Source organism: Priestia sp. FSL R5-0597 (assembly GCF_038006305.1).
GTDB lineage: Bacteria > Bacillota > Bacilli > Bacillales > Bacillaceae_H > Priestia > Priestia zanthoxyli.
The window spans coordinates 4,927,822-4,948,350 of sequence record NZ_JBBOUZ010000001.1 but is presented as its reverse complement, the minus strand read 5'-3'; the positions used below and the strand labels follow the sequence as shown (position 1 = coordinate 4,948,350).

At 38.8% G+C, this 20,529-nt stretch carries 21 protein-coding genes; 20 read left to right on the top strand and 1 reads right to left on the bottom strand.

Annotated features, from left to right (window positions below; genetic code table 11):
- Window positions 1-4 precede the first annotated feature (4 nt).
- The gene (locus MKX72_RS26135) at window positions 5-535 is read right to left on the bottom strand and encodes a DUF2529 family protein (protein ID WP_033580394.1); all 531 of its coding nucleotides are present in this window, start codon (window positions 533-535) and stop codon (window positions 5-7) included.
- 237 nt (window positions 536-772) lie between these two features.
- On the opposite strand from MKX72_RS26135, the gene MKX72_RS26130 reads away from it, so the two are divergent.
- The 20 genes from MKX72_RS26130 (at window position 773) to MKX72_RS26035 (ending at window position 20,371) form a co-directional block, all read left to right on the top strand.
- A complete protein-coding gene (locus MKX72_RS26130) occupies window positions 773-1,147 on the top strand; it encodes a response regulator (RefSeq protein ID WP_087944205.1) in 375 nt (124 codons plus the stop codon).
- Between the two features lie 224 nt (window positions 1,148-1,371).
- Window positions 1,372-2,229 carry a class II fructose-bisphosphate aldolase gene (locus MKX72_RS26125; RefSeq protein ID WP_013059826.1) on the top strand — a complete coding sequence of 286 codons (858 nt, stop codon included), beginning with the start codon at window positions 1,372-1,374 and terminating at the stop codon, window positions 2,227-2,229.
- 137 nt (window positions 2,230-2,366) lie between these two features.
- Window positions 2,367-3,011: a fructose-6-phosphate aldolase gene (fsa, locus tag MKX72_RS26120; protein ID WP_013059825.1), complete on the top strand. Its 645-nt coding sequence runs from the start codon at window positions 2,367-2,369 to the stop codon at window positions 3,009-3,011.
- A 207-nt stretch (window positions 3,012-3,218) separates the two neighbouring features.
- The gene (locus MKX72_RS26115) at window positions 3,219-4,505 is read left to right on the top strand and encodes a UDP-N-acetylglucosamine 1-carboxyvinyltransferase (RefSeq protein WP_028411974.1); all 1,287 of its coding nucleotides are present in this window, start codon (window positions 3,219-3,221) and stop codon (window positions 4,503-4,505) included.
- Between the two features lie 525 nt (window positions 4,506-5,030).
- On the top strand, window positions 5,031-6,305 hold the full coding sequence (rho, locus tag MKX72_RS26110) for a transcription termination factor Rho (protein ID WP_014457752.1): 1,275 nt from the start codon (window positions 5,031-5,033) through the stop codon (window positions 6,303-6,305).
- A 154-nt stretch (window positions 6,306-6,459) separates the two neighbouring features.
- Window positions 6,460-6,660: a 50S ribosomal protein L31 gene (rpmE, locus tag MKX72_RS26105; protein ID WP_013085477.1), complete on the top strand. Its 201-nt coding sequence runs from the start codon at window positions 6,460-6,462 to the stop codon at window positions 6,658-6,660.
- A 204-nt stretch (window positions 6,661-6,864) separates the two neighbouring features.
- On the top strand, window positions 6,865-7,479 hold the full coding sequence (locus MKX72_RS26100; RefSeq protein WP_306430466.1) for a thymidine kinase: 615 nt from the start codon (window positions 6,865-6,867) through the stop codon (window positions 7,477-7,479).
- Between the two features lie 138 nt (window positions 7,480-7,617).
- Entirely contained in the window at window positions 7,618-8,685 is a 1,068-nt protein-coding gene (gene prfA / locus MKX72_RS26095) for a peptide chain release factor 1 (protein ID WP_013059820.1), read from the top strand.
- Complete coding sequence (gene prmC, locus MKX72_RS26090) at window positions 8,685-9,536, top strand: peptide chain release factor N(5)-glutamine methyltransferase (RefSeq protein WP_028411975.1); 852 nt, start codon at window positions 8,685-8,687, stop codon at window positions 9,534-9,536. The genes prfA and prmC overlap by 1 nt, the downstream gene beginning before the upstream one ends.
- Before the next feature lie 121 nt (window positions 9,537-9,657).
- The gene (gene spoIIR, locus MKX72_RS26085; RefSeq protein ID WP_033580396.1) at window positions 9,658-10,551 is read left to right on the top strand and encodes a stage II sporulation protein R; all 894 of its coding nucleotides are present in this window, start codon (window positions 9,658-9,660) and stop codon (window positions 10,549-10,551) included.
- Window positions 10,552-10,636: 85 nt separating this feature from the next.
- The gene (locus tag MKX72_RS26080; RefSeq protein WP_034263676.1) at window positions 10,637-11,083 is read left to right on the top strand and encodes a GNAT family N-acetyltransferase; all 447 of its coding nucleotides are present in this window, start codon (window positions 10,637-10,639) and stop codon (window positions 11,081-11,083) included.
- A gap of 192 nt (window positions 11,084-11,275) precedes the next feature.
- A complete protein-coding gene (locus MKX72_RS26075) occupies window positions 11,276-12,316 on the top strand; it encodes an L-threonylcarbamoyladenylate synthase (RefSeq protein WP_098627061.1) in 1,041 nt (346 codons plus the stop codon).
- 67 nt (window positions 12,317-12,383) lie between these two features.
- A complete protein-coding gene (locus MKX72_RS26070; RefSeq protein ID WP_028411979.1) occupies window positions 12,384-12,944 on the top strand; it encodes a manganese efflux pump MntP in 561 nt (186 codons plus the stop codon).
- A gap of 231 nt (window positions 12,945-13,175) precedes the next feature.
- Entirely contained in the window at window positions 13,176-13,604 is a 429-nt protein-coding gene (locus MKX72_RS26065) for a low molecular weight protein arginine phosphatase (protein WP_155008467.1), read from the top strand.
- 79 nt (window positions 13,605-13,683) lie between these two features.
- Window positions 13,684-14,145: a ribose 5-phosphate isomerase B gene (gene rpiB / locus MKX72_RS26060; protein ID WP_028411981.1), complete on the top strand. Its 462-nt coding sequence runs from the start codon at window positions 13,684-13,686 to the stop codon at window positions 14,143-14,145.
- A 35-nt stretch (window positions 14,146-14,180) separates the two neighbouring features.
- Window positions 14,181-14,732, top strand: a complete 552-nt coding sequence (locus tag MKX72_RS26055) for a TIGR01440 family protein (RefSeq protein ID WP_235918779.1) — start codon at window positions 14,181-14,183, stop codon at window positions 14,730-14,732.
- Window positions 14,733-14,849: 117 nt separating this feature from the next.
- A complete protein-coding gene (gene glyA / locus MKX72_RS26050; protein WP_013059811.1) occupies window positions 14,850-16,094 on the top strand; it encodes a serine hydroxymethyltransferase in 1,245 nt (414 codons plus the stop codon).
- 213 nt (window positions 16,095-16,307) lie between these two features.
- Window positions 16,308-16,937: a uracil phosphoribosyltransferase gene (gene upp / locus MKX72_RS26045; RefSeq protein WP_013059810.1), complete on the top strand. Its 630-nt coding sequence runs from the start codon at window positions 16,308-16,310 to the stop codon at window positions 16,935-16,937.
- A gap of 22 nt (window positions 16,938-16,959) precedes the next feature.
- Entirely contained in the window at window positions 16,960-18,111 is a 1,152-nt protein-coding gene (gene wecB / locus MKX72_RS26040; protein WP_155008469.1) for a non-hydrolyzing UDP-N-acetylglucosamine 2-epimerase, read from the top strand.
- A gap of 67 nt (window positions 18,112-18,178) precedes the next feature.
- The gene (locus MKX72_RS26035; RefSeq protein ID WP_155008470.1) at window positions 18,179-20,371 is read left to right on the top strand and encodes a S8 family serine peptidase; all 2,193 of its coding nucleotides are present in this window, start codon (window positions 18,179-18,181) and stop codon (window positions 20,369-20,371) included.
- The last annotated feature ends 158 nt before the right edge of the window (window positions 20,372-20,529 follow it).

The window sequence follows — 20,529 nt, the reverse complement described above, 5'->3', positions numbered from 1 at the left end:
TTTTTTATTCATATTCTTCTACGATTTCTTTTAATGTAAAAATTAAACCGTAGTACGCGTATAAAGCGACCATCATTGCTGGAAAACCAAATCTTGAGCCGTCTTCTCCAGGAATAAGGGGCTTTAACAATTTTGTATCAATATGAGCATCTGCGAGTGCTGTTAAAGAAGGTTCGGTTATTTCTTTAGGGACAGCAGCAATGCTGACAAATGGAATATCGCGTTTCTTTAAACGTTCAGCTATTTCCACAGCTTTGTGATCTGTTGAAAATCGAGAGACAAGCAGTACGCGATCGACGCTAGTCAGCTGATCCAATTCATGTAAAGGCAAAGGTTTTGCCTGACTTAAAGGTTCTGCACTGCTTAGTGCTTCTAGTGTAACGGCATGCATTTCTTCTACACCATAAATATAGATAAATCCTTCTCCGACAGAGGCCTGTGCTAAAATACGCGCGGCATCTTCAAATTGGAATTCTTCTTGTTCTTCAATTCGTTTAAAAAAACCTGAAAGTTGAGTTGTGAAAATTTTAAGCATAGAATCTCCCTTCGATTTAAGCGGCTAAAGCCGTCTATCTACACATTATAACGAAAAAAGCTATCTGTATTCTATCTTGAAATGAGCTACAATGAAAGTAAAGTGCAATGAAGTTAGATGGATGACAAAAAAAGCTATGTTTTGTAACAATTTCTCTAATTAGCAGGGATTTTTGTTTTAAAGGCGAAATACATATGTTAGTTTTGTCTGTAGAAGAGGAATATAAAAGGTGGGATTATATTGGCAGAGAAAATTTTAATTGTTGATGATCAGTATGGTATACGTATTTTATTAACGGAAGTGCTGCAAAAAGAAGGCTATACGACATTTCAAGCGGCGAACGGCTTCCAGGCGATTGATATTACAAAAGAGCAAGCACCGGATCTTGTCTTATTAGATATGAAAATTCCAGGAATGGATGGAATCGAAATTTTAAAAAGGTTAAAGCAGCACGATGAAACGATTAAAGTCATCATTATGACCGCTTATGGTGAATTGGATATGATTCAAGAAGCAAAAGATCTAGGAGCGTTAACTCACTTTGCAAAACCTTTTGATATTGATGAAATCCGCAAAGTTGTTAGGGAATATATACCAGTAAAGTCGAATTAAGGTTTTGGTAGGGTTTTCATCCTAACAAATTTTGAATATCAGCCTAAAAATGTTGCTGTTTTCATTGTTAGTTGGTATCCTAATTACTGTATTCATAATTCGACAATCTATTATGTAAAGATGCGCGTTGTTTCTACATGAAACACTCAATTCAAGAGCATACTATTTGAGTGTGCCTTTTGGTTAGCATCTAATCTAAGGTTGATTTTAAGGAGGATTTCAATATGCCTTTAGTATCAATGAAAGAAATGCTTATTACAGCAAAAGAACAAGGCTATGCAGTAGGTCAATTTAACTTAAATAACTTAGAGTTTACTCAAGCTATTCTTCAAGCAGCAAAAGAAGAAAACTCTCCAGTTATTCTTGGTGTATCTGAAGGTGCAGCACGCTACATGGGCGGTTTCAAAACTGTTGTAGCAATGGTTGAAGCTCTAATCGAAGATTACGACGTTCAAGTACCAGTTGCAATTCACTTAGACCACGGTTCAAGCTTTGAATCATGTGCAAAAGCAATCCATGCTGGATTCACTTCTGTAATGATCGATGCTTCTCACCACCCATTTGAAGAAAACATTGCAATTACTTCTAAAGTAGTTGAACTAGCTCACTTCCACGGAGTATCTGTAGAAGCAGAACTAGGAACTGTTGGTGGACAAGAAGACGACGTTATTGCTGAGGGTGTTATCTATGCAGATGCTAACGAGTGTGAAGAACTTGTTAACCGTACAGGTATCGATTGCTTAGCTCCAGCATTAGGATCAGTTCACGGACCATACAAAGGTGAACCAAACCTAGGTTTTGCTGAAATGAAAGAAATCGGAGATCGTACAGGCTTACCATTAGTTCTACACGGTGGAACTGGTATTCCAACAAAAGATATCCAAAAATCAGTTTCTTTAGGTACTGCTAAAATCAACGTAAACACTGAAAACCAAATTGCTTCAGCTAAAGCTGTTCGTGAAGTATTAGCTGCGCAACCTGAACAATATGATCCACGTAAATACTTAGGACCTGCTCGCGAAGCAATCAAAGAAACGGTTCAAGGTAAAATGCGTGAATTCGGTTCTTCTAACAAAGCATAATTTGAAATCTTCGGATGGCCTGTTTGCAGTTAGTTGAGTCTGAAAAATAAAACCGTCTTATTTTTATTGTAAGGCGGTTTTATTTTTACTATAATTTTCTTATCATTCTGAATACATAACACAGGGGGATGGCATTCATGAAGTTTTTTATTGATACGGCTAATTTAGACGAGATTAAGGAAGCGCATTCATTAGGTTTGTTAGCGGGGGTTACAACAAATCCTAGTTTAGTAGCTAAAGAGAACATCACGTTTGAAGATCGTCTTCGTGAAATTACAGAGTTCGTTGAAGGATCTGTAAGTGCAGAAGTGATTGCGCTTGATGCAGAAGGCATGATTCGCGAAGGAAAAGAGCTTGCTGCGATTGCGCCGAATATTACAATCAAGGTACCGATGACTCCAGATGGCTTAAAAGCAGTAAAAGAATTTACTAGTTTAGGTATTAAGACAAACGTTACGCTTATTTTCTCAGCTAACCAAGCGTTAATGGCAGCAAGAGCAGGTGCTACTTACGTATCGCCTTTCTTGGGAAGGTTAGACGATATTGGTTTTAATGGCCTCGATTTAATCTCAGATATTGCAGATATTTTTGCAATTCATGACATTCCATCCGAAATTATTGCAGCATCTATTCGTCATCCGATGCACGTAACAGAAGCTGCAAAAAATGGAGCACATATTGCGACAATTCCTTACAAAGTTTTAATGCAATTGTTCAAACATCCGTTAACAAATGCAGGAATTGACCAATTTTTAGCAGATTGGGAAAAACGAAATGTCTAAACATGTATAAATTTGTGTGGCATTTACCATCCTGACAGGTGAATGCCATATTTTTCTTTTATCTTGTCGAAACTATACATGATTTTTTCATTTTCGTGTACACTAGTAGGTAATAGGAAAAATAACCATTCTTTTAGGTATTCTTTGTACCAAAATTTTCCTCAATTACTAGGTGAGAAACTTTCTTTCACTAGAAGGGAGCTATAAATGGAAAAGTTAAAAATACAAGGTGGCTTTACCTTAAGTGGATCCGTCCGCGTCAGTGGTGCTAAAAATAGTGCCGTTGCGCTTATTCCAGCAACAATTTTAGCCGAGTCACCTGTTACAATTGAAGGTCTGCCTGATATTTCAGACGTGCAGTTATTAGGGGATTTAGTTGAAGAAATTGGTGGGAAAGTAACCATTGATAACGACGAATTAACAGTAGATCCATCCGGAATGGTTGCAATGCCTTTACCGAACGGAAAAGTAAAAAAATTACGCGCTTCTTATTATTTAATGGGGGCGATGTTGGGACGCTTTAAAAAAGCGGTAGTTGGTCTTCCAGGAGGCTGTTACCTTGGTCCAAGACCAATCGATCAGCACATTAAAGGCTTTGAAGCTCTTGGTGCGAAAGTAACAAATGAGCAAGGAGCTATTTACATTCGAGCTGATGAACTGATTGGTGCTCGAATTTATTTAGACGTTGTGAGCGTAGGAGCAACAATTAATATCATGCTAGCTGCTGTGAGAGCAAAAGGGCGTACCGTTATCGAGAATGCTGCTAAAGAGCCTGAAATTATCGATGTAGCTACGTTACTGACAAGTATGGGTGCCCGTATTAAAGGTGCAGGGACGGACGTTATTCGAATTGATGGCGTAGATCAATTAAAAGGATGCCGTCATTCCATCATTCCAGACCGAATTGAAGCAGGCACGTATATGATTATGGGAGCGAGTATGGGAAAAGAAGTTGTTGTTGACAACGTTATCCCTCAGCACCTAGAGTCATTAACGGCTAAAATGCGGGAAATGGGTATTCATATCGAAACAAGCTCAGATCAGATTCTCGTAGCGACTCGTCAGCTGTTGAAGCCCGTAGATATTAAAACGTTAGTATATCCAGGTTTTCCAACTGATTTACAGCAGCCATTCACGACGCTTCTAACAAGAGCATCAGGTACAAGCGTTGTGACAGATACAATTTACGGTGCAAGGTTTAAGCATATTGACGAGCTGAGACGAATGAATGCATCTGTTAAGGTAGAAGGACGTTCAGCTATTATTAATGGTCCCATTCACTTACAAGGTGCACGTGTGAAAGCGTCGGACTTACGAGCAGGAGCAGCCCTTGTAACCGCAGGCTTAATGGCCAAAGGGATTACAGAAGTAACGGGTTTAGAGCACATTGACCGAGGTTACAGCCATTTAGTAGACAAGCTATCGGATTTAGGGGCAATGATTTGGCGTGAAGAGATGACTCAAGAAGAAATTGAACAATTTCAAAATTCATAGAGGCAAATTGCACAACAGTCAGGAAAGCAAATTCTAGAAATGAGCCGTTAAATAAGCTACACAGGTGTAGGAACGTTCTTCTATGTCTGTGTAGCTTATATATTTATGAATAGGGTAAATAGATAAAAAGGGGAAGCTAAAAGATAAATTTCACTTCTTATTTTAACGTCCAGTTTATTTCCTTTAATGTGAAATTATGAAAAGGTTTTCCTTGCTTCTCTTAAGCTATTAAATTTCCTTTTTTTTATTCATCTTCTAAAGTAAAAAAAGATTGATTAAAAAGATAGAAAAAGGTTAGAATATAAATTGCTACGTTAAATTTATCAAGATAATATAAATGGTTTTATGTCGGAATTATTCTTCTAAAAGTGTATGGTTAATCAATTGATTCTACTTATTATACTTCAAAGGTTATATTCTCCATTTTCACAGATTTATTCCATCCATATCATCTCTCAATTTTATATTTGAATTTAATATGGGAGGAACGGTTAAAAATTATTCATTATAAAGCGTGGTGTCCTAATGAACTTAACATTATCCAGTTTAGAAAATATGAAATTAAAAGAGCTATATGAACATGCTCGTGAGTATAAAGTTTCGTACTATAGTAAATTAACGAAAAAAGAACTTGTCTTTGCTATTTTAAAGGCTCAAGCTGAACAAGATGGGCTTTTATTTATGGAAGGCGTTCTTGAAATTATTCAGTCAGAAGGATTCGGTTTCTTACGACCAATTAACTATTCACCGAGTTCAGAAGATATTTATATCTCAGCTTCACAAATTCGTCGCTTCGATCTGCGTAATGGAGACAAGGTATCGGGGAAAGTTCGTCCTCCGAAAGAAAATGAGCGCTACTACGGGTTACTGCATGTAGAAGCAGTAAACGGAGAAGACCCAGAAACGTCAAAAGAACGCGTACATTTTCCAGCACTAACCCCGATTTATCCAAATGAGCAAATGCTGCTGGAAACTCAGCCAAGAAGTTTCTCTACGCGTATTATTGACTTGATTTCACCAATTGGATTTGGGCAAAGGGGACTAATTGTTGCGCCGCCAAAGGCAGGTAAAACGATGCTGTTAAAAGAAATTGCCAATAGCATTACAACCAATCATCCTGATGCGGAATTGATTGTTCTTCTTATTGATGAGCGTCCTGAAGAAGTAACGGACATTGAGCGTTCGGTTGACGGTGATGTTGTCAGTTCTACATTTGACGAAGTGCCAGAAAATCACATTAAAGTAGCGGAACTTGTCCTTGAACGTGCGATGAGACTTGTCGAACACAAAAAAGATGTTGTCATTTTGATGGATAGCATTACAAGACTTGCTCGTGCTTATAACTTAGTTATTCCACCGAGCGGTCGTACACTATCAGGGGGTATTGATCCAGCTGCTTTTCATCGTCCAAAACGCTTCTTTGGAGCTGCGCGTAACATTGAAGATGGAGGCAGCTTAACCATTCTAGCAACAGCCTTAATTGATACAGGCTCTCGTATGGATGATGTTATTTATGAAGAATTTAAAGGTACAGGTAACATGGAACTGCATCTAGATCGTTCACTAGCTGAAAAACGTATCTTCCCTGCGATTGACATTCGTCGTTCAGGCACACGTAAAGAAGAGCTGTTAATTCCAAAAGAGCATTTAGACCACTTATGGGCAATTCGCAAATCAATGGCAGATGCTCCTGATTTTGCAGAAAAATTCTTAAAACGTTTACGTCAAACAAAGACAAATGAAGAGTTCTTTTCGATGTTAACGGAAGAGAAAAAAACGCTTCTAGCAAATAAACGATAAGTTATAAAACATGTGGTTGCAAAAGCATACAACCCTTGTTATAATTTCATCATGTGTGTTGATAAAGTACACAGTGAAATAGTTATTATTTCATCACTATCTTTATCAATAAACTCTGTTTCAGAATGATTCAGGGCGGAAGGAGATGAAACGAATGAAAACAGGAATTCATCCAAACTATAAAACAGTTATGGTTAAATGTACTTGCGGAAACGAATTTGAAAGTGGTTCTGTAAAAGAAGAGATCCGCGTTGAGACTTGTTCTGAATGTCACCCATTCTACACTGGTCGTCAAAAATTCGCTGAAGCTGGTGGCCGTGTTGATCGCTTCAACAAAAAATACGGTCTTAAATAATCACATTGTCGAAACAAACAGGCAAGTAGCTTAACTTCTTGCCTGTTTTTTTGCTTAAAAAAGTAGAAAAACAGTGTCTGCTTGATAAAAAAGTGGGTACTTTATCATAGGAATAAGATCTACATAGAAGACGTAGATTAAGTTAGTAGCGGTTCGCTCAGAAACGGAACGAGAAGAAGGGAGAGTCCCGCAGTGGTGTACGTAATGAAACAAAGCGGTTGGATAGAAGTAATTTGTGGCAGTATGTTTTCAGGGAAATCAGAAGAGTTGATTCGACGTGTGCGCCGTACGCAGTTTGCTAAACAAAAAGCACAAGTGTTCAAGCCTGCAATTGATAATCGATATAGTGAAGAAGCTGTCGTTTCACATAATGGTACATCTGTTATGGCTTATTCAATCTCAGCATCGCGCGATATTTTAAAGCGAGTAAGTGAAGAGACAGACGTAGTAGCGATAGATGAAGTACAGTTTTTTGACACAGATATTTTAGAAATTGTTCAATCTTTAGCAGATCAAGGCTTTCGTGTGATTGTAGCAGGGTTAGACCAAGACTTCAAAGGTGAACCTTTTGGACAAATGCCCCAGTTAATGGCTATTGCAGAATCGGTAACAAAGCTACAGGCCGTATGCGCTTCATGTGGCTCTCCTGCGAGCCGTACGCAGCGTTTGATTAACGGTGAGCCTGCTTCTTATGACGACCCTATTATTTTAGTCGGTGCGTCTGAATCTTACGAACCAAGATGTCGTCATTGCCACGTTGTGCAAAAGTCCAAAGGACAGGCTGTGTCTGTGGACTCAAGCGAAATGGTCGAAAAATAAAGCAAGAATTTTATGATGATAAAAACAGAACGCGCAGTTCTGTTTTTTTGTTCATATACGTGTATTAACAAGGTTTTGACTCTATTTTAAAGCTATACTATAATTACAATGTTATGGATAAAGAATGAGGTGAATGACGTGTTTGATCGTTTAGAAGCGGTAGAGGCGCGCTATGAGAAGTTAAACGAACTTCTGAGTGACCCTGAGATCGTAAACAACCCCTCTAAGTTGAGAGAATATTCGAAGGAACAATCAGATATACAACAAACGGTAGCCGCTTATCAGGAATACAAAGATGTAAAAGAGCAGTTATCAGAAGCGAAAACGATGCTTGAAGATAAGCTTGATGCAGATATGCGCGACATGGTCAAAGAAGAAATTGCCGAGTTAGAAACGCAGCAAGAAGAGCTAGTTGAAAAGCTACGTATTTTATTAATTCCAAAAGATCCAAACGATGATAAAAACGTAATCATGGAGGTTCGTGGAGCGGCTGGTGGAGATGAAGCAGCGTTATTTGCAGCTAATTTGTACCGCATGTATTCTCGTTTTGCTGAATCACAAGGCTGGAAAACAGAAGTAATGGAAGCAACGACTACTGGAGTAGGCGGTTATAAAGAAATTATCTTTATGATTAACGGTAAAGGTGCGTACTCAAAGATGAAATTTGAAAACGGTGCACACCGTGTTCAGCGAGTTCCTGAAACAGAATCAGGCGGTCGTATTCATACATCTACAGCAACGGTAGCATGTCTTCCTGAAGCGGAAGAAGTTGAAGTGGACATTCATGAAAAAGACATCCGTGTAGATACATTTGCTTCAAGTGGACCTGGTGGCCAAAGTGTTAATACGACGATGTCGGCAGTTCGTTTAACACATTTACCAACAAATACAGTGGTATCATGTCAAGATGAAAAGTCTCAAATTAAAAATAAAGAAAAAGCAATGAAAGTATTGCGTGCTCGCGTGTACGACAAATTCCAGCGAGAAGCACAAGCAGAGTACGATGCAACGCGCAAACAAGCAGTTGGATCAGGAGATCGCTCTGAGCGTATCCGTACGTATAATTTCCCGCAAAATCGCGTAACGGACCACCGTATTGGTCTGACGATTCAAAAGCTAGATCAAATCTTAGAAGGCAAGCTTGATGAAATTATCGATGCATTAGTAATGGAAGACCAAGCGCGCCGAATGGAAGATTCGAACTAATGAAAGTATTTGAAGCCCTTAAGTGGGCTTCTTCTTTTTTGAAAGAGGCAAAGCGAGATGAAAACGCGGGAGAACTCTTGCTTCGCCATCACTTACAGATGACGAGAACTCATTTGCTAGGTGCTCTGCAGGAAGAACTAGAAGAAGAAACGCTAAAAAGGTTTGAACAAGATGTCCATGCTCATAAAGCAGGGATGCCTGTACAATATCTCATCGGGACAGAAGAATTTTACGGACGTTCATTTATTGTAAACGAACATGTATTAATTCCAAGACCGGAAACAGAAGAGCTCGTATATGGAATGATTTCTCGAATGAAAAAAGAATTTCAACACCAGTCTATTGAGCTTGTCGATATTGGAACGGGAAGTGGGGCGATTGCTATCACTTTAGCGTTGGAGCTTGACAGCGTCAATGTTACAGCAACAGATATAGCTATAGAATCTTTAAATGTAGCCAAGGAGAATGCTCAAAATCTGGACGCTGCTGTCACGTTTATACAGGGAGATTTATTACAACCATTCCTATCATCAAATCAGAAATTTGATGTAATTGTGTCTAATCCGCCTTATATTCCAGCAGATGATGAATTGTCCACAGTGGTAAAAGATCATGAGCCAAATCGAGCTCTTTTTGGTGGAAAAGATGGTCTGGATTTTTATCGACGTTTTATGGAAGAGTTGCCATATGTGACGAAGTCAAACAGTATTATTGGATTTGAGGTCGGGGCCGGACAGACAAAAGATGTAGCTGAGATGCTGCAAAAAACGTTTCCGACAGCTTTTGTAGAATGTGTATATGATATTAATGGAAAAGATCGAATGGTTTTTGCACAACTTCGTGATAACTAAAAAAATCAGAGGGAATGATTTTCCCTTTGGTTTTTGAAAATCATGCATTTTTTTACTAAATTACTAGTTTAAGATATCTTGCTTTCGGCCATACTGTTCCTATGAAAGGGCGGTGGCCGAAATGAAGAAATATGCTATCATTTATTTTATTTTATTAATTATTGGAGCAAATGCTCAACTTATATATACACATAACCAAGTGCAGGCAGATCAGCCTGCAGTCATTCCAGACGAGGCAATTCGACTGCGTATTTTAGCAAACAGCGACGGTGAAAAAGATCAGTACGTAAAACGTCTGATTCGTGACCGTGTGAACGAACAAATTACAGAATGGGTAAAAGATTTAACATCTGTAACTGTAGCTCGAAAAACAATTAAAGAAAATTTGCCAGCGCTTGAGACAATTGCGAAAGAAGTGCTAAAAGAAGAAGGCGTAAATGAATCTGTTCACGTTAAATTCGGAAAAGTAGAGTTTCCTACTAAGTTGTACGGTCAGTTTTTATATCCAGCAGGTGAGTATGAAGCCGTGCTTATTACTCTTGGTAAAGGAGAAGGAGCAAACTGGTGGTGTGTACTATTTCCTCCTTTATGCTTCTTAGATTTTTCAAACGGTGAAGCGGTAAAAGCGCCAGAGCCATCTGAAGAAGAACCAAAGGCAGAAAAAGAAAAACCAGCAGCTTCTGAATTAAAATCTGCAGACAAAACAGATGATACGTCGGCTGAAAGTAAAGAACCCGCAGTGAAGACAGAAATTCAATCTGCAACTATTACATCGGATTCTATTAAGCAGAAAGCTGAGGAACCTTCTCAACCAACGGCATCTTCTAAAGAAGCAGCTGCAAAGGATACAAGCAACACAGCGAAAGAAGAAACAAGCGCTAAGGCTGAGAAAAAGGAAAGTAAGGAAGCTGAAAAGTCTGTTTCATCTAAGAAAAAAGCTGATGCTAAATCGAAAGAAGATTCTGTAGAAGTTAAGTTTTTTGTAGTAGAATGGGTATCGTCCGTATTTAATTAATAGAATCATTAAAAATAAAATTCAGTTCTACTTTTTTTAACCATCTCATAGATTTGTTACTAGAAAACAAGTTGAGGTGATTAAAATGAGAGAACAATTAAAAATTGCCAGTAAAAATGATTATATTCGAATTCAGAAGTTTTTACAAAAAGCGGGTATTAGCACAGCGGGTGTAGAAGAACATATTCATCAATTTGTCATCATGGAAAGTGAAGAAGGCGAGCTGCTAGCAACAGTTGGGTTTGAAAAAGAAGGCATGGACGGAATTCTTCGCTCCCTTGTCGTGTCACCTTCTTTGATGCAATCTGATATTCTGCTGCTATTTAAAAGTATCGTTCAGCTGGCTCAAAAGCATGGTGTGAAGCAACTATATTTACTAACAAATAAGGCATCCTCTCTGCATTTTTTTCAAATGATGAATTTTCAGCAAACATCTTATAGTGCTCTACCTGATTTGTTAAAAGAACATTCGTATTTAAAACAGTTACCAAATCCTAAGGATGTCTACGTGATGTTTTATGCAGCTAGTTAAAAGGAAATGTGGATAAATCATTTTAATGGGGTATCCACAATGTTATTCACAAAAATCTAAGCTTTATCCACATTTTGTGGATAAAGCTTGTTTGCTGATATAATGAATGCATGTATTTTACTGTTTTTGATACATATTGTACTTTTAAAGTAAAAAAAACCTAGATATAGAAAGAAAAAGGAGTTGAAGAAGATGGAAACTAAGTTATGGGTTGTGGATAATTTTATGAACGAAAAAGATATTTATCCACAGATAGAAGAAGCAGCAGATTTGCTGCGCAACCACGAAGTGGTTGCTTTTCCTACAGAGACGGTATATGGATTAGGAGGAGATGCAACATCGGATAAAGCTGTGGATAAAATTTTTGCAGCGAAAGGACGTCCTAGTGATAACCCTCTTATTGTTCATATTGGAGATAAAGAGCAGCTGCATACATTTGTAGAGTCAATTCCTTCAAAAGCAGAGAAAGTGATTGATGCTTTTTGGCCAGGTCCTCTTACCGTGATATTACCTAAAAAAGATCAAGTTTCAGATAAGGTTACGGCTGGTTTAAACAGCATTGCAGTGAGAATGCCATCACATCCGGTAGCTCTTGCATTATTGAAAAAAGTGGCTTTGCCTATCGCAGCTCCTAGTGCAAACCTCTCCGGCAAGCCAAGCCCCACTTTAGCTCACCACGTGATGAATGATTTAGAAGGGCGTATTAGCGGAGTTGTAGATGGAGGAGCGACAGGGGTAGGAGTAGAGTCGACTGTCCTTGATTGTACTGAAGAGATTCCTATTATTTTACGTCCAGGCGGCATTACTCAGAAAGAGTTAGAAAGTGTAATTGGTCCCGTAAAAGTAGATCGAGCGTTAATAAGTGATAAAGAAGCGCCAAAATCTCCAGGTATGAAATATACGCATTACGCACCTGATGCACCGCTTGTCATTGTTGACGGCAGTTCAGATTTTTTCCAATCTATTATTGATCACTATCAAGATCAGGGTAAGCGAGTAGGGGTATTAACGACATCTGAACATGAAGATGTGTATAAAGCCGATGCCGTCATTACATGTGGATCTCGCTCAAATTTAGAGACGGTTGCTAGCCACTTATATGAGTCTCTTCGTTCATTTAATGAGTGCGATGTAGATATTATCGTTAGTGAAAGTTTTTCTGAAGAAGGAGTCGGTCATGCCGTTATGAATCGATTAATGAAAGCTGCAGGACATCACGTGATTAAGCAATAAAATTCATCTTCTAAACCTTTTCGAATGTGCATATTTTGAAATAGGAGCACGTCCGAGGAGGGTAAAGATGAATGTATCTCAGTTAATTAGTGAAATGATCACGTTAGTCATTATGGCGTTTGCCTTAGGAATGGATGCTTTCTCAGTTGGTTTGGGAATGGGGTTAATTCGTTTACGCTTTCGCCAAATTTTCTACATTGGTGTTGTTATCGGTATATTTCATATTTGGATGCCGCTATTGGGCATGTTTATTGGACGACTTTTGTCTGATAAACTTGGAATGTTTGCTACCTATGGCGGTGGAATTTTATTGCTGATTCTTGGGGCGCAGATGATTTATTCCTCCTTTAAGCATGACGATACGCCGTTTATCAAACCAGTTGGCTTTGGACTGTTATTTTTTGCGCTCAGCGTGAGTCTAGATAGTTTTTCTGTTGGACTTAGCTTAGGTATTTTTGGGGCAAGAACGTTTTTGACCATTATTGTTTTTGGCGTAGTGAGTATGCTATTAACTTGGTTAGGACTGTTGCTCGGCAGAAGAGTACAAGGCTGGCTTGGTTCATATAGTGAGGCACTGGGCGGGAGCATTTTATTAGCTTTTGGCATCAAATTGCTATTACCTTTTTAACTATATATAAATAGGTAAAGGACCATGACCATGCAGGTTATGGTCTTTTTTTGCTTCTTTTAGATTACAGCAATAAAAAAAGGAAAGCGAAGGTGTTTTTTTCAAGATAAATAAAGAGATTATGGATAAAAAACACCCAAAAAAGCTAACTGGATTTATGCAAGCAATAGAGATACAATAGGGTGGAATATCAACATAGTCGCACATAGTGAAAGCAAGGGAGGATGTATCTTGAAAAACATCTTATTTGTATGTACAGGAAACACGTGCCGCAGCCCTATGGCAGAAGCGTTGCTGAAAGCTAAAAAAATAGATGGAATAAACGTGAAGTCTGCAGGCGTATTCGCTTCAAATGGAAGTGAAGCTTCTGTTCATGCACAAGTTGCCCTTCAACAGAAAGGCATAGCTTGTTCTCATGCTTCGGCAGCATTAACGGACGAACAATTGATGTGGGCTACTTATATTTTTACGATGACGGAGCAGCATAAAATGCTAATTTTGAACCAAGCTCCATACGTAAGTGATAAATTATTTACGCTAAAAGAATTTGCCGGCGAGCAAGGTGAAGTATCTGATCCGTTTGGCGGATCATTACAGACGTACGAACAGACTTTAGAAGAGTTAGAGCGTATGATTAACAAAATAGTCGACAAATTATAAAAGGTCCCATAAATTTTTGCAGACTTAAACTGAACAAAAATTAATAGAAGATGAAGGTATGTATGAGGAGGAAACAAAGATGAAAGTAGCTATTGCATCTGACCACGGCGGTATAAATTTACGACAGGAAATTATCTCTTTAATGGAAGAATTAAATATTGAATATGTGGATTTAGGGTGTGAATGCTCAGCATCTGTCGATTATCCGGATTATGCACTTCCCGTTGCTCAAAAAGTGGCGAGCCAAGAAGTAAGTCGAGGCATTCTTATTTGCGGAACAGGCATCGGTATGAGCATAGCAGCTAATAAAGTAAAGGGAATTCGCTGCGCTCTAGTGCATGATACGTTTAGTGCAAAAGCCACAAGAGAACATAATGATAGCAACATTTTAGCAATGGGTGAACGCGTCATTGGGCCGGGACTTGCACGTGAAATTGCGAAAATTTGGTTAACGACAGAATTTGAAGGCGGGCGACATGAAAATCGCGTGAATAAAATTAAACAGTATGAGCAGCAAAGTGATGCAACAGTAACGGCATAATGTGAACGTATTCAATGGAAGAAAGGAAGAAAAACGTGTCTGAACTTACGAAATGGAAAGAGCAGTTGGAAACAGTTTTATCTGATTTTTCAGCACAAGTGCAGTTATCTTCAGAACATACACTTGTCATTGGATGCAGTACAAGCGAGGTAATTGGTGAAAAAATAGGAACCGCAGGCGCAATGGAAGTTGCAGAAATGATCTTTGATAAACTAGCAGATTTTCGAAAAAAAACGGGTGTCCACTTAGCATTTCAATGCTGTGAACATCTTAATCGAGCACTGGTAGTAGAAAGAGAATTAGCTCGTAAAGAACGCTTAGAAATCGTTAGTGTTGTTCCTATTCATAAAGCAGGTGGAGCAATGGCTACACAGGCCTATGGCCAGCTTAAAGATCCTGTTTTAGTAGAGTTTATTAAAGCTGATGCTGGGATTGATATTGGAGATACATTCATTGGTATGCATTTAAAGCATGTCGCAGTACCCGTTCGTTGTACGTTGAACGCAGTTGGACACGCTCATGTTACTTTAGCAAAGACGCGTCCAAAACTAATCGGTGGAATGAGAGCGTTTTACGAACTTTCGTAATTAAATATATTAAAATAATACACATTTTTTCTTTTTTATTCTAAATAAATCATGTTACAATGTAGTTGAATTAACAAATAACGAACATTGCGAATACGAAACGAGGAGAGGATTTTGATGGAGAAACAACTAATGCAACAAGATCCAGCAGTTTATAATGCGATCAAGGATGAATTACAAAGACAACGTACTAAGATTGAGCTAATTGCTTCAGAAAACTTTGTAACAACAGCGGTAATGGAAGCACAAGGTTCAGTTTTAACAAATAAATATGCTGAAGGCTATCCAGCTAAACGTTACTACGGTGGTTGTGAACACGTGGATGTAGTAGAAGACTTAGCTCGTGATCGTGCAAAAGAAATTTTCGGAGCAGAGCACGTGAACGTTCAACCTCACTCAGGTGCACAAGCAAACATGGCTGTATACTTCACTGTTTTAGAGGCTGGAGACACAGTACTTGGTATGAATTTATCGCACGGCGGTCACTTAACGCACGGAAGTCCTGTTAACTTTAGTGGTGTTCAGTACAATTTCATCGAATATGGTGTAGATCGCGAAACACATCGCATTAACTACGATGACGTATTAGAAAAAGCTCGTACACACAAACCAAAATTAATTGTGGCTGGTGCAAGCGCATATCCACGCGCAATCGACTTCAAGCGTTTCCGTGAAATCGCTGATGAAGTAGGCGCTTATTTAATGGTAGACATGGCTCATATTGCTGGTCTAGTAGCTGCAGGACTTCATCAAAATCCTGTGCCACATGCTCATTTCGTTACAACTACAACACATAAAACACTACGCGGACCACGCGGCGGTATGATTTTATGTAAAGAAGAATTTGCGAAAAAGATTGATAAGTCGATCTTCCCTGGTATTCAAGGTGGTCCATTGATGCACGTTATCGCTGCAAAAGCAGTAGCATTTGGTGAAGCATTACAAGATGAGTTTAAGCACTATGCTCAAAATATCATCGACAATGCTAATCGTTTAGCAGAAGGATTAAAGAAAGAAGGATTTGCTCTTGTATCTGAAGGAACAGACAATCACCTTGTGTTAATCGACGTAAGCTCAATGAATTTGACAGGTAAAGTAGCTGAAAAAGCGCTTGATGATGTAGGTATTACAACAAACAAAAATACAATTCCTTATGATGAGCAAAGCCCATTTGTAACAAGCGGTATCCGTATTGGTACAGCTGCGGTTACAACTCGCGGATTTGGCTTAGAAGAGATGGATGAAATTGCTTCTATCATCGGATTAACGCTTAAAAACATTGAAGATGAAGAAAAGTTAGCTGAAGCTAAAACACGCGTTGAAGCTTTAACAAGCAAGTTTGAAATGTATAAATCACTTTAAGAGAGACAGGCCTTTGTGCCTGTTTTTTTATGGAGAAAGTGGTAGCAATCCAATCATTTTTTGAATAATGCTTGAACTCAAAAACTTTTTTCTGTAAAATGAATGCAATGTATAAATTTAATTAGCAAGAGATATGTTTTTACTAGTACGTACCATTCAATTCGTTGAATGGTATTTTAATGTGTACATCTTTATATATAAGGAGAGATATCAATGGGCAAAGTATACGTATTTGATCACCCGCTTATTCAACACAAATTAACTTACATACGCGATGTAAAAACGGGAACGAAAGAGTTTCGTGAATTAGTTGATGAAGTGGCAAGCTTAATGGCTTTTGAAGCAACACGTGATTTACCGCTAGAAGATGTTGAAATTGAAACACCGGTTTGCAAAACAAAGTCAAAAGTTATTGCAGGGAAAAAGCTTGGTATCGTTCCAATTCTTCGTGCTGGTATCGGCATGGTAGATGGATTTTTAAAACTAATGCCAGCTGCTAAAGTTGGACACGTTGGCTTATATCGTGATCCAGAAACATTACAGCCTGTTGAATATTATGTAAAGCTACCTAATGATGTAGAAGAGCGTGACTTTATTGTAGTAGATCCTATGCTTGCAACAGGAGGGTCAGCTGTAGAAGCAATCAACTCTCTGAAAAAAAGAGGCGCTAAAAACATTAAATTTATGTGTTTAATTGCTGCTCCTGAAGGCGTGGAAATTGTAAAAGAAGCACACCCTGACGTAGATATTTACATTGCAGCATTAGATGAAAAATTAAATGACCATGGATATATTGTTCCAGGTTTAGGTGATGCAGGGGATCGTTTATTCGGTACAAAATAATTTGTAGATTTGGGTGATGAACATGAAGCAGCCAATTAAAGTAATGACGATATTCGGGACAAGACCAGAAGCAATTAAAATGGCTCCTCTAGTATTAGAGCTTAAAAAGCGACCAGAAGAGTTCGAAGCAATTGTTACAGTAACGGCTCAGCACCGTGAAATGTTAGACCAAGTATTGAGCATCTTTGACATTCAGCCTGACTATGACCTGAACATTATGAAGGATCGCCAAACCCTTATGGACGTAACGACCAGAGGATTACAAGGCTTGGACGACGTAATGAAAAAAGTAAAGCCGGACATGGTACTTGTACACGGTGATACAACTACGACGTTTATTGCTGGGCTAGCAGCTTTTTATAATCAGATTCAGGTCGGGCATGTTGAAGCAGGTTTGCGCACATGGAATAAATATTCTCCATACCCGGAAGAAATGAACCGTCAGCTTACAGGTGTTCTCGCTGATTTGCACTTTGCTCCAACAGATAAGTCTGCAGCTAATTTGCAAGCAGAGAACAAAAAAGAAGAGCGAATCTTTGTGACTGGAAATACAGCTATCGATGCGTTAAAAACAACAGTAAAAGAGACATATGAGCATGAAGTGTTAACGAAATTGGGAGATGATCGTCTTATTTTGTTAACGGCACATCGCCGCGAAAATTTAGGCGAACCAATGAAAAATATGTTCCGTGCTGTTAAGCGTATTGTAGATGAACATGAAGATGTGCAAGTTGTGTATCCTGTTCATTTGAATCCAGTAGTTAGAGAAACAGCAAACGATATCTTAGGAAATGACCCGCGCATTCATTTAATTGAACCGTTAGATGTAATTGACTTCCATAACTTCGCTGAGCGCGCTCATATTATTTTGACAGATTCGGGCGGTGTTCAAGAAGAAGCTCCTTCATTAGGCGTACCTGTATTGGTACTTCGCGATACAACAGAGCGCCCGGAAGGAATTGAAGCAGGAACGCTCAAACTAGCAGGCACGGAAGAAGAAACGATTTATACGCTAGCAAAAGAGCTGTTAATAGATGAAGGCGTATATAAGCAAATGTCACAAGCATCGAATCCTTACGGAGACGGCTTAGCTTCTAAACGCATTTGTGATGCTATTAGCTACTATTTCAACGGCCGTGAAAACAGACCGGAAGCTTTTAATCCGCTTTCGTAAGATTTCTAAACACCTTTCACATGAAAAGCGTCTCTTTGAGACACGATAGTGTGAGAGGTGTTTTTTTATGTGGATTAAATGGTTAATGATTAGCTTTATATTGGGGAGTGGGGGAGGGCAAATGTCGCTCAATCCGACATTTCCTTCTATAAAACAAGAAATGAATCATCAGGAAAAATCAATCATTGTGATGATTAAAAAAGAAAAATTCACGAAATTTAAAAGTCAGCTACAAAAAAATTATCCTAATATAAAGATTAAGAGCGAATTTCACACGGTGTTTACAGGACTTTCATTAAACGGCTCCATCTCGGATTTGGAAAAACTATCTCAGAATCCATCTATTATTAGTTCACATTCTATTAAAAACTATCAGGTTACAGAAGAAAATAGCGTAACGTTCATTGGCTCAGAACAGGTAAGAGGCTTGTTTGATACTCACAATCAGCGCTTAACAGGAAAAGGGATCAAAGTAGGCGTTATCGATACGGGTGTTGATTATTCTCATCCTGATTTAAAACAAACCTACAGAGGGGGTTACGATGTAATAGATGAAGATTATGAGCCGATGGAAACCACTCGTGAGCAAGGAGAACCGACTCTGCACGGTACTCATGTAGCTGGTATTATTGCAGCGAATGGGAATATTACAGGCGTAGCACCCCAAGCGGAAATCTATGCATACCGAGCTCTTGGACCTGGAGGAGCTGGAACGTCTGAAAGTGTTATTCTAGCTATTGAAAAAGCAATTCAAGATGATGTAGATATTATTAATTTATCATTAGGAAATGATGTGAATGGCCCTGATTTACCAACAAGCTTAGCGTTAGATCGAGCTGTTGAAAAAGGAATTGTAACGGTTACATCTAGCGGCAATTCAGGTCCAGGTTTATGGACGGTGGGCTCTCCGGGTACAGCGGGAAAAGCTATTTCCGTTGGCGCTTCTGTTTCTCCGACAACAGTTCAATTTCTAACAATTGGATTTAACAAAGAAAAAATTATGATGGCGCCAGTAGAAGGGTCTCGTCCATGGACGTTTAATCAAACGCTGCGTGTAATAAATGAAGAAGATTCCAAAGAGCAAAAGCATGCGTCGGGTAACGTCATTTTGCTAAAAGCAGAAGGAAATGCGGTTCAACAAAAGATTAAACAAGCTGAACAGGCGGGAGCAAAAGCGGTTATTTTATATAGCCCGACAGAAAAAAGCATAGTCAGTAAACTAAAAGAGTCAGTAAATATTCCCGTGATATGGGTAAGTAAAAAAAGCGGTGACACCATTACCCAACACATTCAGTCTCAACAACCGTACTTACGCACTGGCCAGCAAGTGGTGCAAGACTTGCTCACATCTTTCAGTTCAAGAGGGCCTGTAACGACTACTTGGGGAATCAAACCAGACGTCGTCGCACCAGGTTACTTCATTAATAGTACAGTTCCTGGAGGATATGAACGCATGCGTGGCACAAGTATGGCTGCGCCCCATGTAGCTGGAGCGTGTGCGCTGATTTTACAAGCTCACCCGAACTGGTCTCCTGAACAAGTCAAAGCTTCATTGATGAACACCAGTAAAGTAATGCAGCAGCTAAACGGTCAAACGTATCGCGTATATGAACAAGGAGCGGGAAGAATTCAAATAGCAAAAGCCGTCACAGCAGAATCTTTGTTTTATCCATCTTCTTTATCTTTTGGTATTTTTACGCGTCCATCAAAGAAAGTTTTATCTTTTAAAATTGATAACCAGTCTGATAAAGCAAAAACGTATCGCTTAAACGTTCCAAAAAGGGATGAAGGAGTGAACTGGGATGTTCCATTACCCGTCACGGTGCCACCCCGTCAGACAAAAGAGATAGCTGTCACTTTATCGGTGCAGCCCCGTTTTAAAAATAAAGGTATATATGACGGATATTTGGAAATAAATGATTCACGTGAAACATTTTCGCTTCCCTATATGTACATGATTAGCATTCCAGATTATCCTCGTGTCATGGGATTGCAAGTAGCAGCGGAAAAAGAGAAAAATACGTATAGCTATGAACTGTTTTTGCCTGAAGGAGCAGATCAGTTAGGCGTCGCTCTTTTTGATAAGCAGTCTTTACAGTTTGTATCGTATTTAGATGTTGACGTGGATGTAGAAAGAGGCATGAGAAAACGAAAAATAACGATTGATGAATCGCTTGTACCAGGAGTGTACCAAATATTTGCATTTGTGAAAAAGCATAGACAAGAGCAGGTTGTACACAGTACAATAACGATTGAATGAACCTCTTTAAATGTTTTCATTTGAAGAGGTTTTATGTGTGGCAGAAATGTGAACAATAAGAAGAGATTGTGAAGTTTTTAGCTTAAACACATTGACATTAAATATACGCTATTGTATGCTTACAGGGAATATAAATGATAAGGTTTTCAACCTGTGAA

What these genes read in the sequence shown, in the direction of transcription:
- prmC (WP_028411975.1), top strand. Translation starts at nt 8,685, where the DNA reads ATGAAAGTATTTGAAGCCCTTAAGTGGGCTTCTTCTTTTTTGAAAGAG.
- MKX72_RS26075 (WP_098627061.1), top strand. Translation starts at nt 11,276, where the DNA reads ATGGAAACTAAGTTATGGGTTGTGGATAATTTTATGAACGAAAAAGAT.
- rpmE (WP_013085477.1), top strand. Translation starts at nt 6,460, where the DNA reads ATGAAAACAGGAATTCATCCAAACTATAAAACAGTTATGGTTAAATGT.
- MKX72_RS26080 (WP_034263676.1), top strand. Translation starts at nt 10,637, where the DNA reads ATGAGAGAACAATTAAAAATTGCCAGTAAAAATGATTATATTCGAATT.
- spoIIR (WP_033580396.1), top strand. Translation starts at nt 9,658, where the DNA reads ATGAAGAAATATGCTATCATTTATTTTATTTTATTAATTATTGGAGCA.
- MKX72_RS26070 (WP_028411979.1), top strand. Translation starts at nt 12,384, where the DNA reads ATGAATGTATCTCAGTTAATTAGTGAAATGATCACGTTAGTCATTATG.
- MKX72_RS26035 (WP_155008470.1), top strand. Translation starts at nt 18,179, where the DNA reads ATGTGGATTAAATGGTTAATGATTAGCTTTATATTGGGGAGTGGGGGA.
- rpiB (WP_028411981.1), top strand. Translation starts at nt 13,684, where the DNA reads ATGAAAGTAGCTATTGCATCTGACCACGGCGGTATAAATTTACGACAG.
- wecB (WP_155008469.1), top strand. Translation starts at nt 16,960, where the DNA reads ATGAAGCAGCCAATTAAAGTAATGACGATATTCGGGACAAGACCAGAA.
- upp (WP_013059810.1), top strand. Translation starts at nt 16,308, where the DNA reads ATGGGCAAAGTATACGTATTTGATCACCCGCTTATTCAACACAAATTA.
- rho (WP_014457752.1), top strand. Translation starts at nt 5,031, where the DNA reads ATGAACTTAACATTATCCAGTTTAGAAAATATGAAATTAAAAGAGCTA.
- fsa (WP_013059825.1), top strand. Translation starts at nt 2,367, where the DNA reads ATGAAGTTTTTTATTGATACGGCTAATTTAGACGAGATTAAGGAAGCG.
- MKX72_RS26135 (WP_033580394.1), bottom strand. Translation starts at nt 535, where the DNA reads ATGCTTAAAATTTTCACAACTCAACTTTCAGGTTTTTTTAAACGAATT.
- glyA (WP_013059811.1), top strand. Translation starts at nt 14,850, where the DNA reads ATGGAGAAACAACTAATGCAACAAGATCCAGCAGTTTATAATGCGATC.
- MKX72_RS26115 (WP_028411974.1), top strand. Translation starts at nt 3,219, where the DNA reads ATGGAAAAGTTAAAAATACAAGGTGGCTTTACCTTAAGTGGATCCGTC.
- MKX72_RS26100 (WP_306430466.1), top strand. Translation starts at nt 6,865, where the DNA reads ATGAAACAAAGCGGTTGGATAGAAGTAATTTGTGGCAGTATGTTTTCA.
- MKX72_RS26125 (WP_013059826.1), top strand. Translation starts at nt 1,372, where the DNA reads ATGCCTTTAGTATCAATGAAAGAAATGCTTATTACAGCAAAAGAACAA.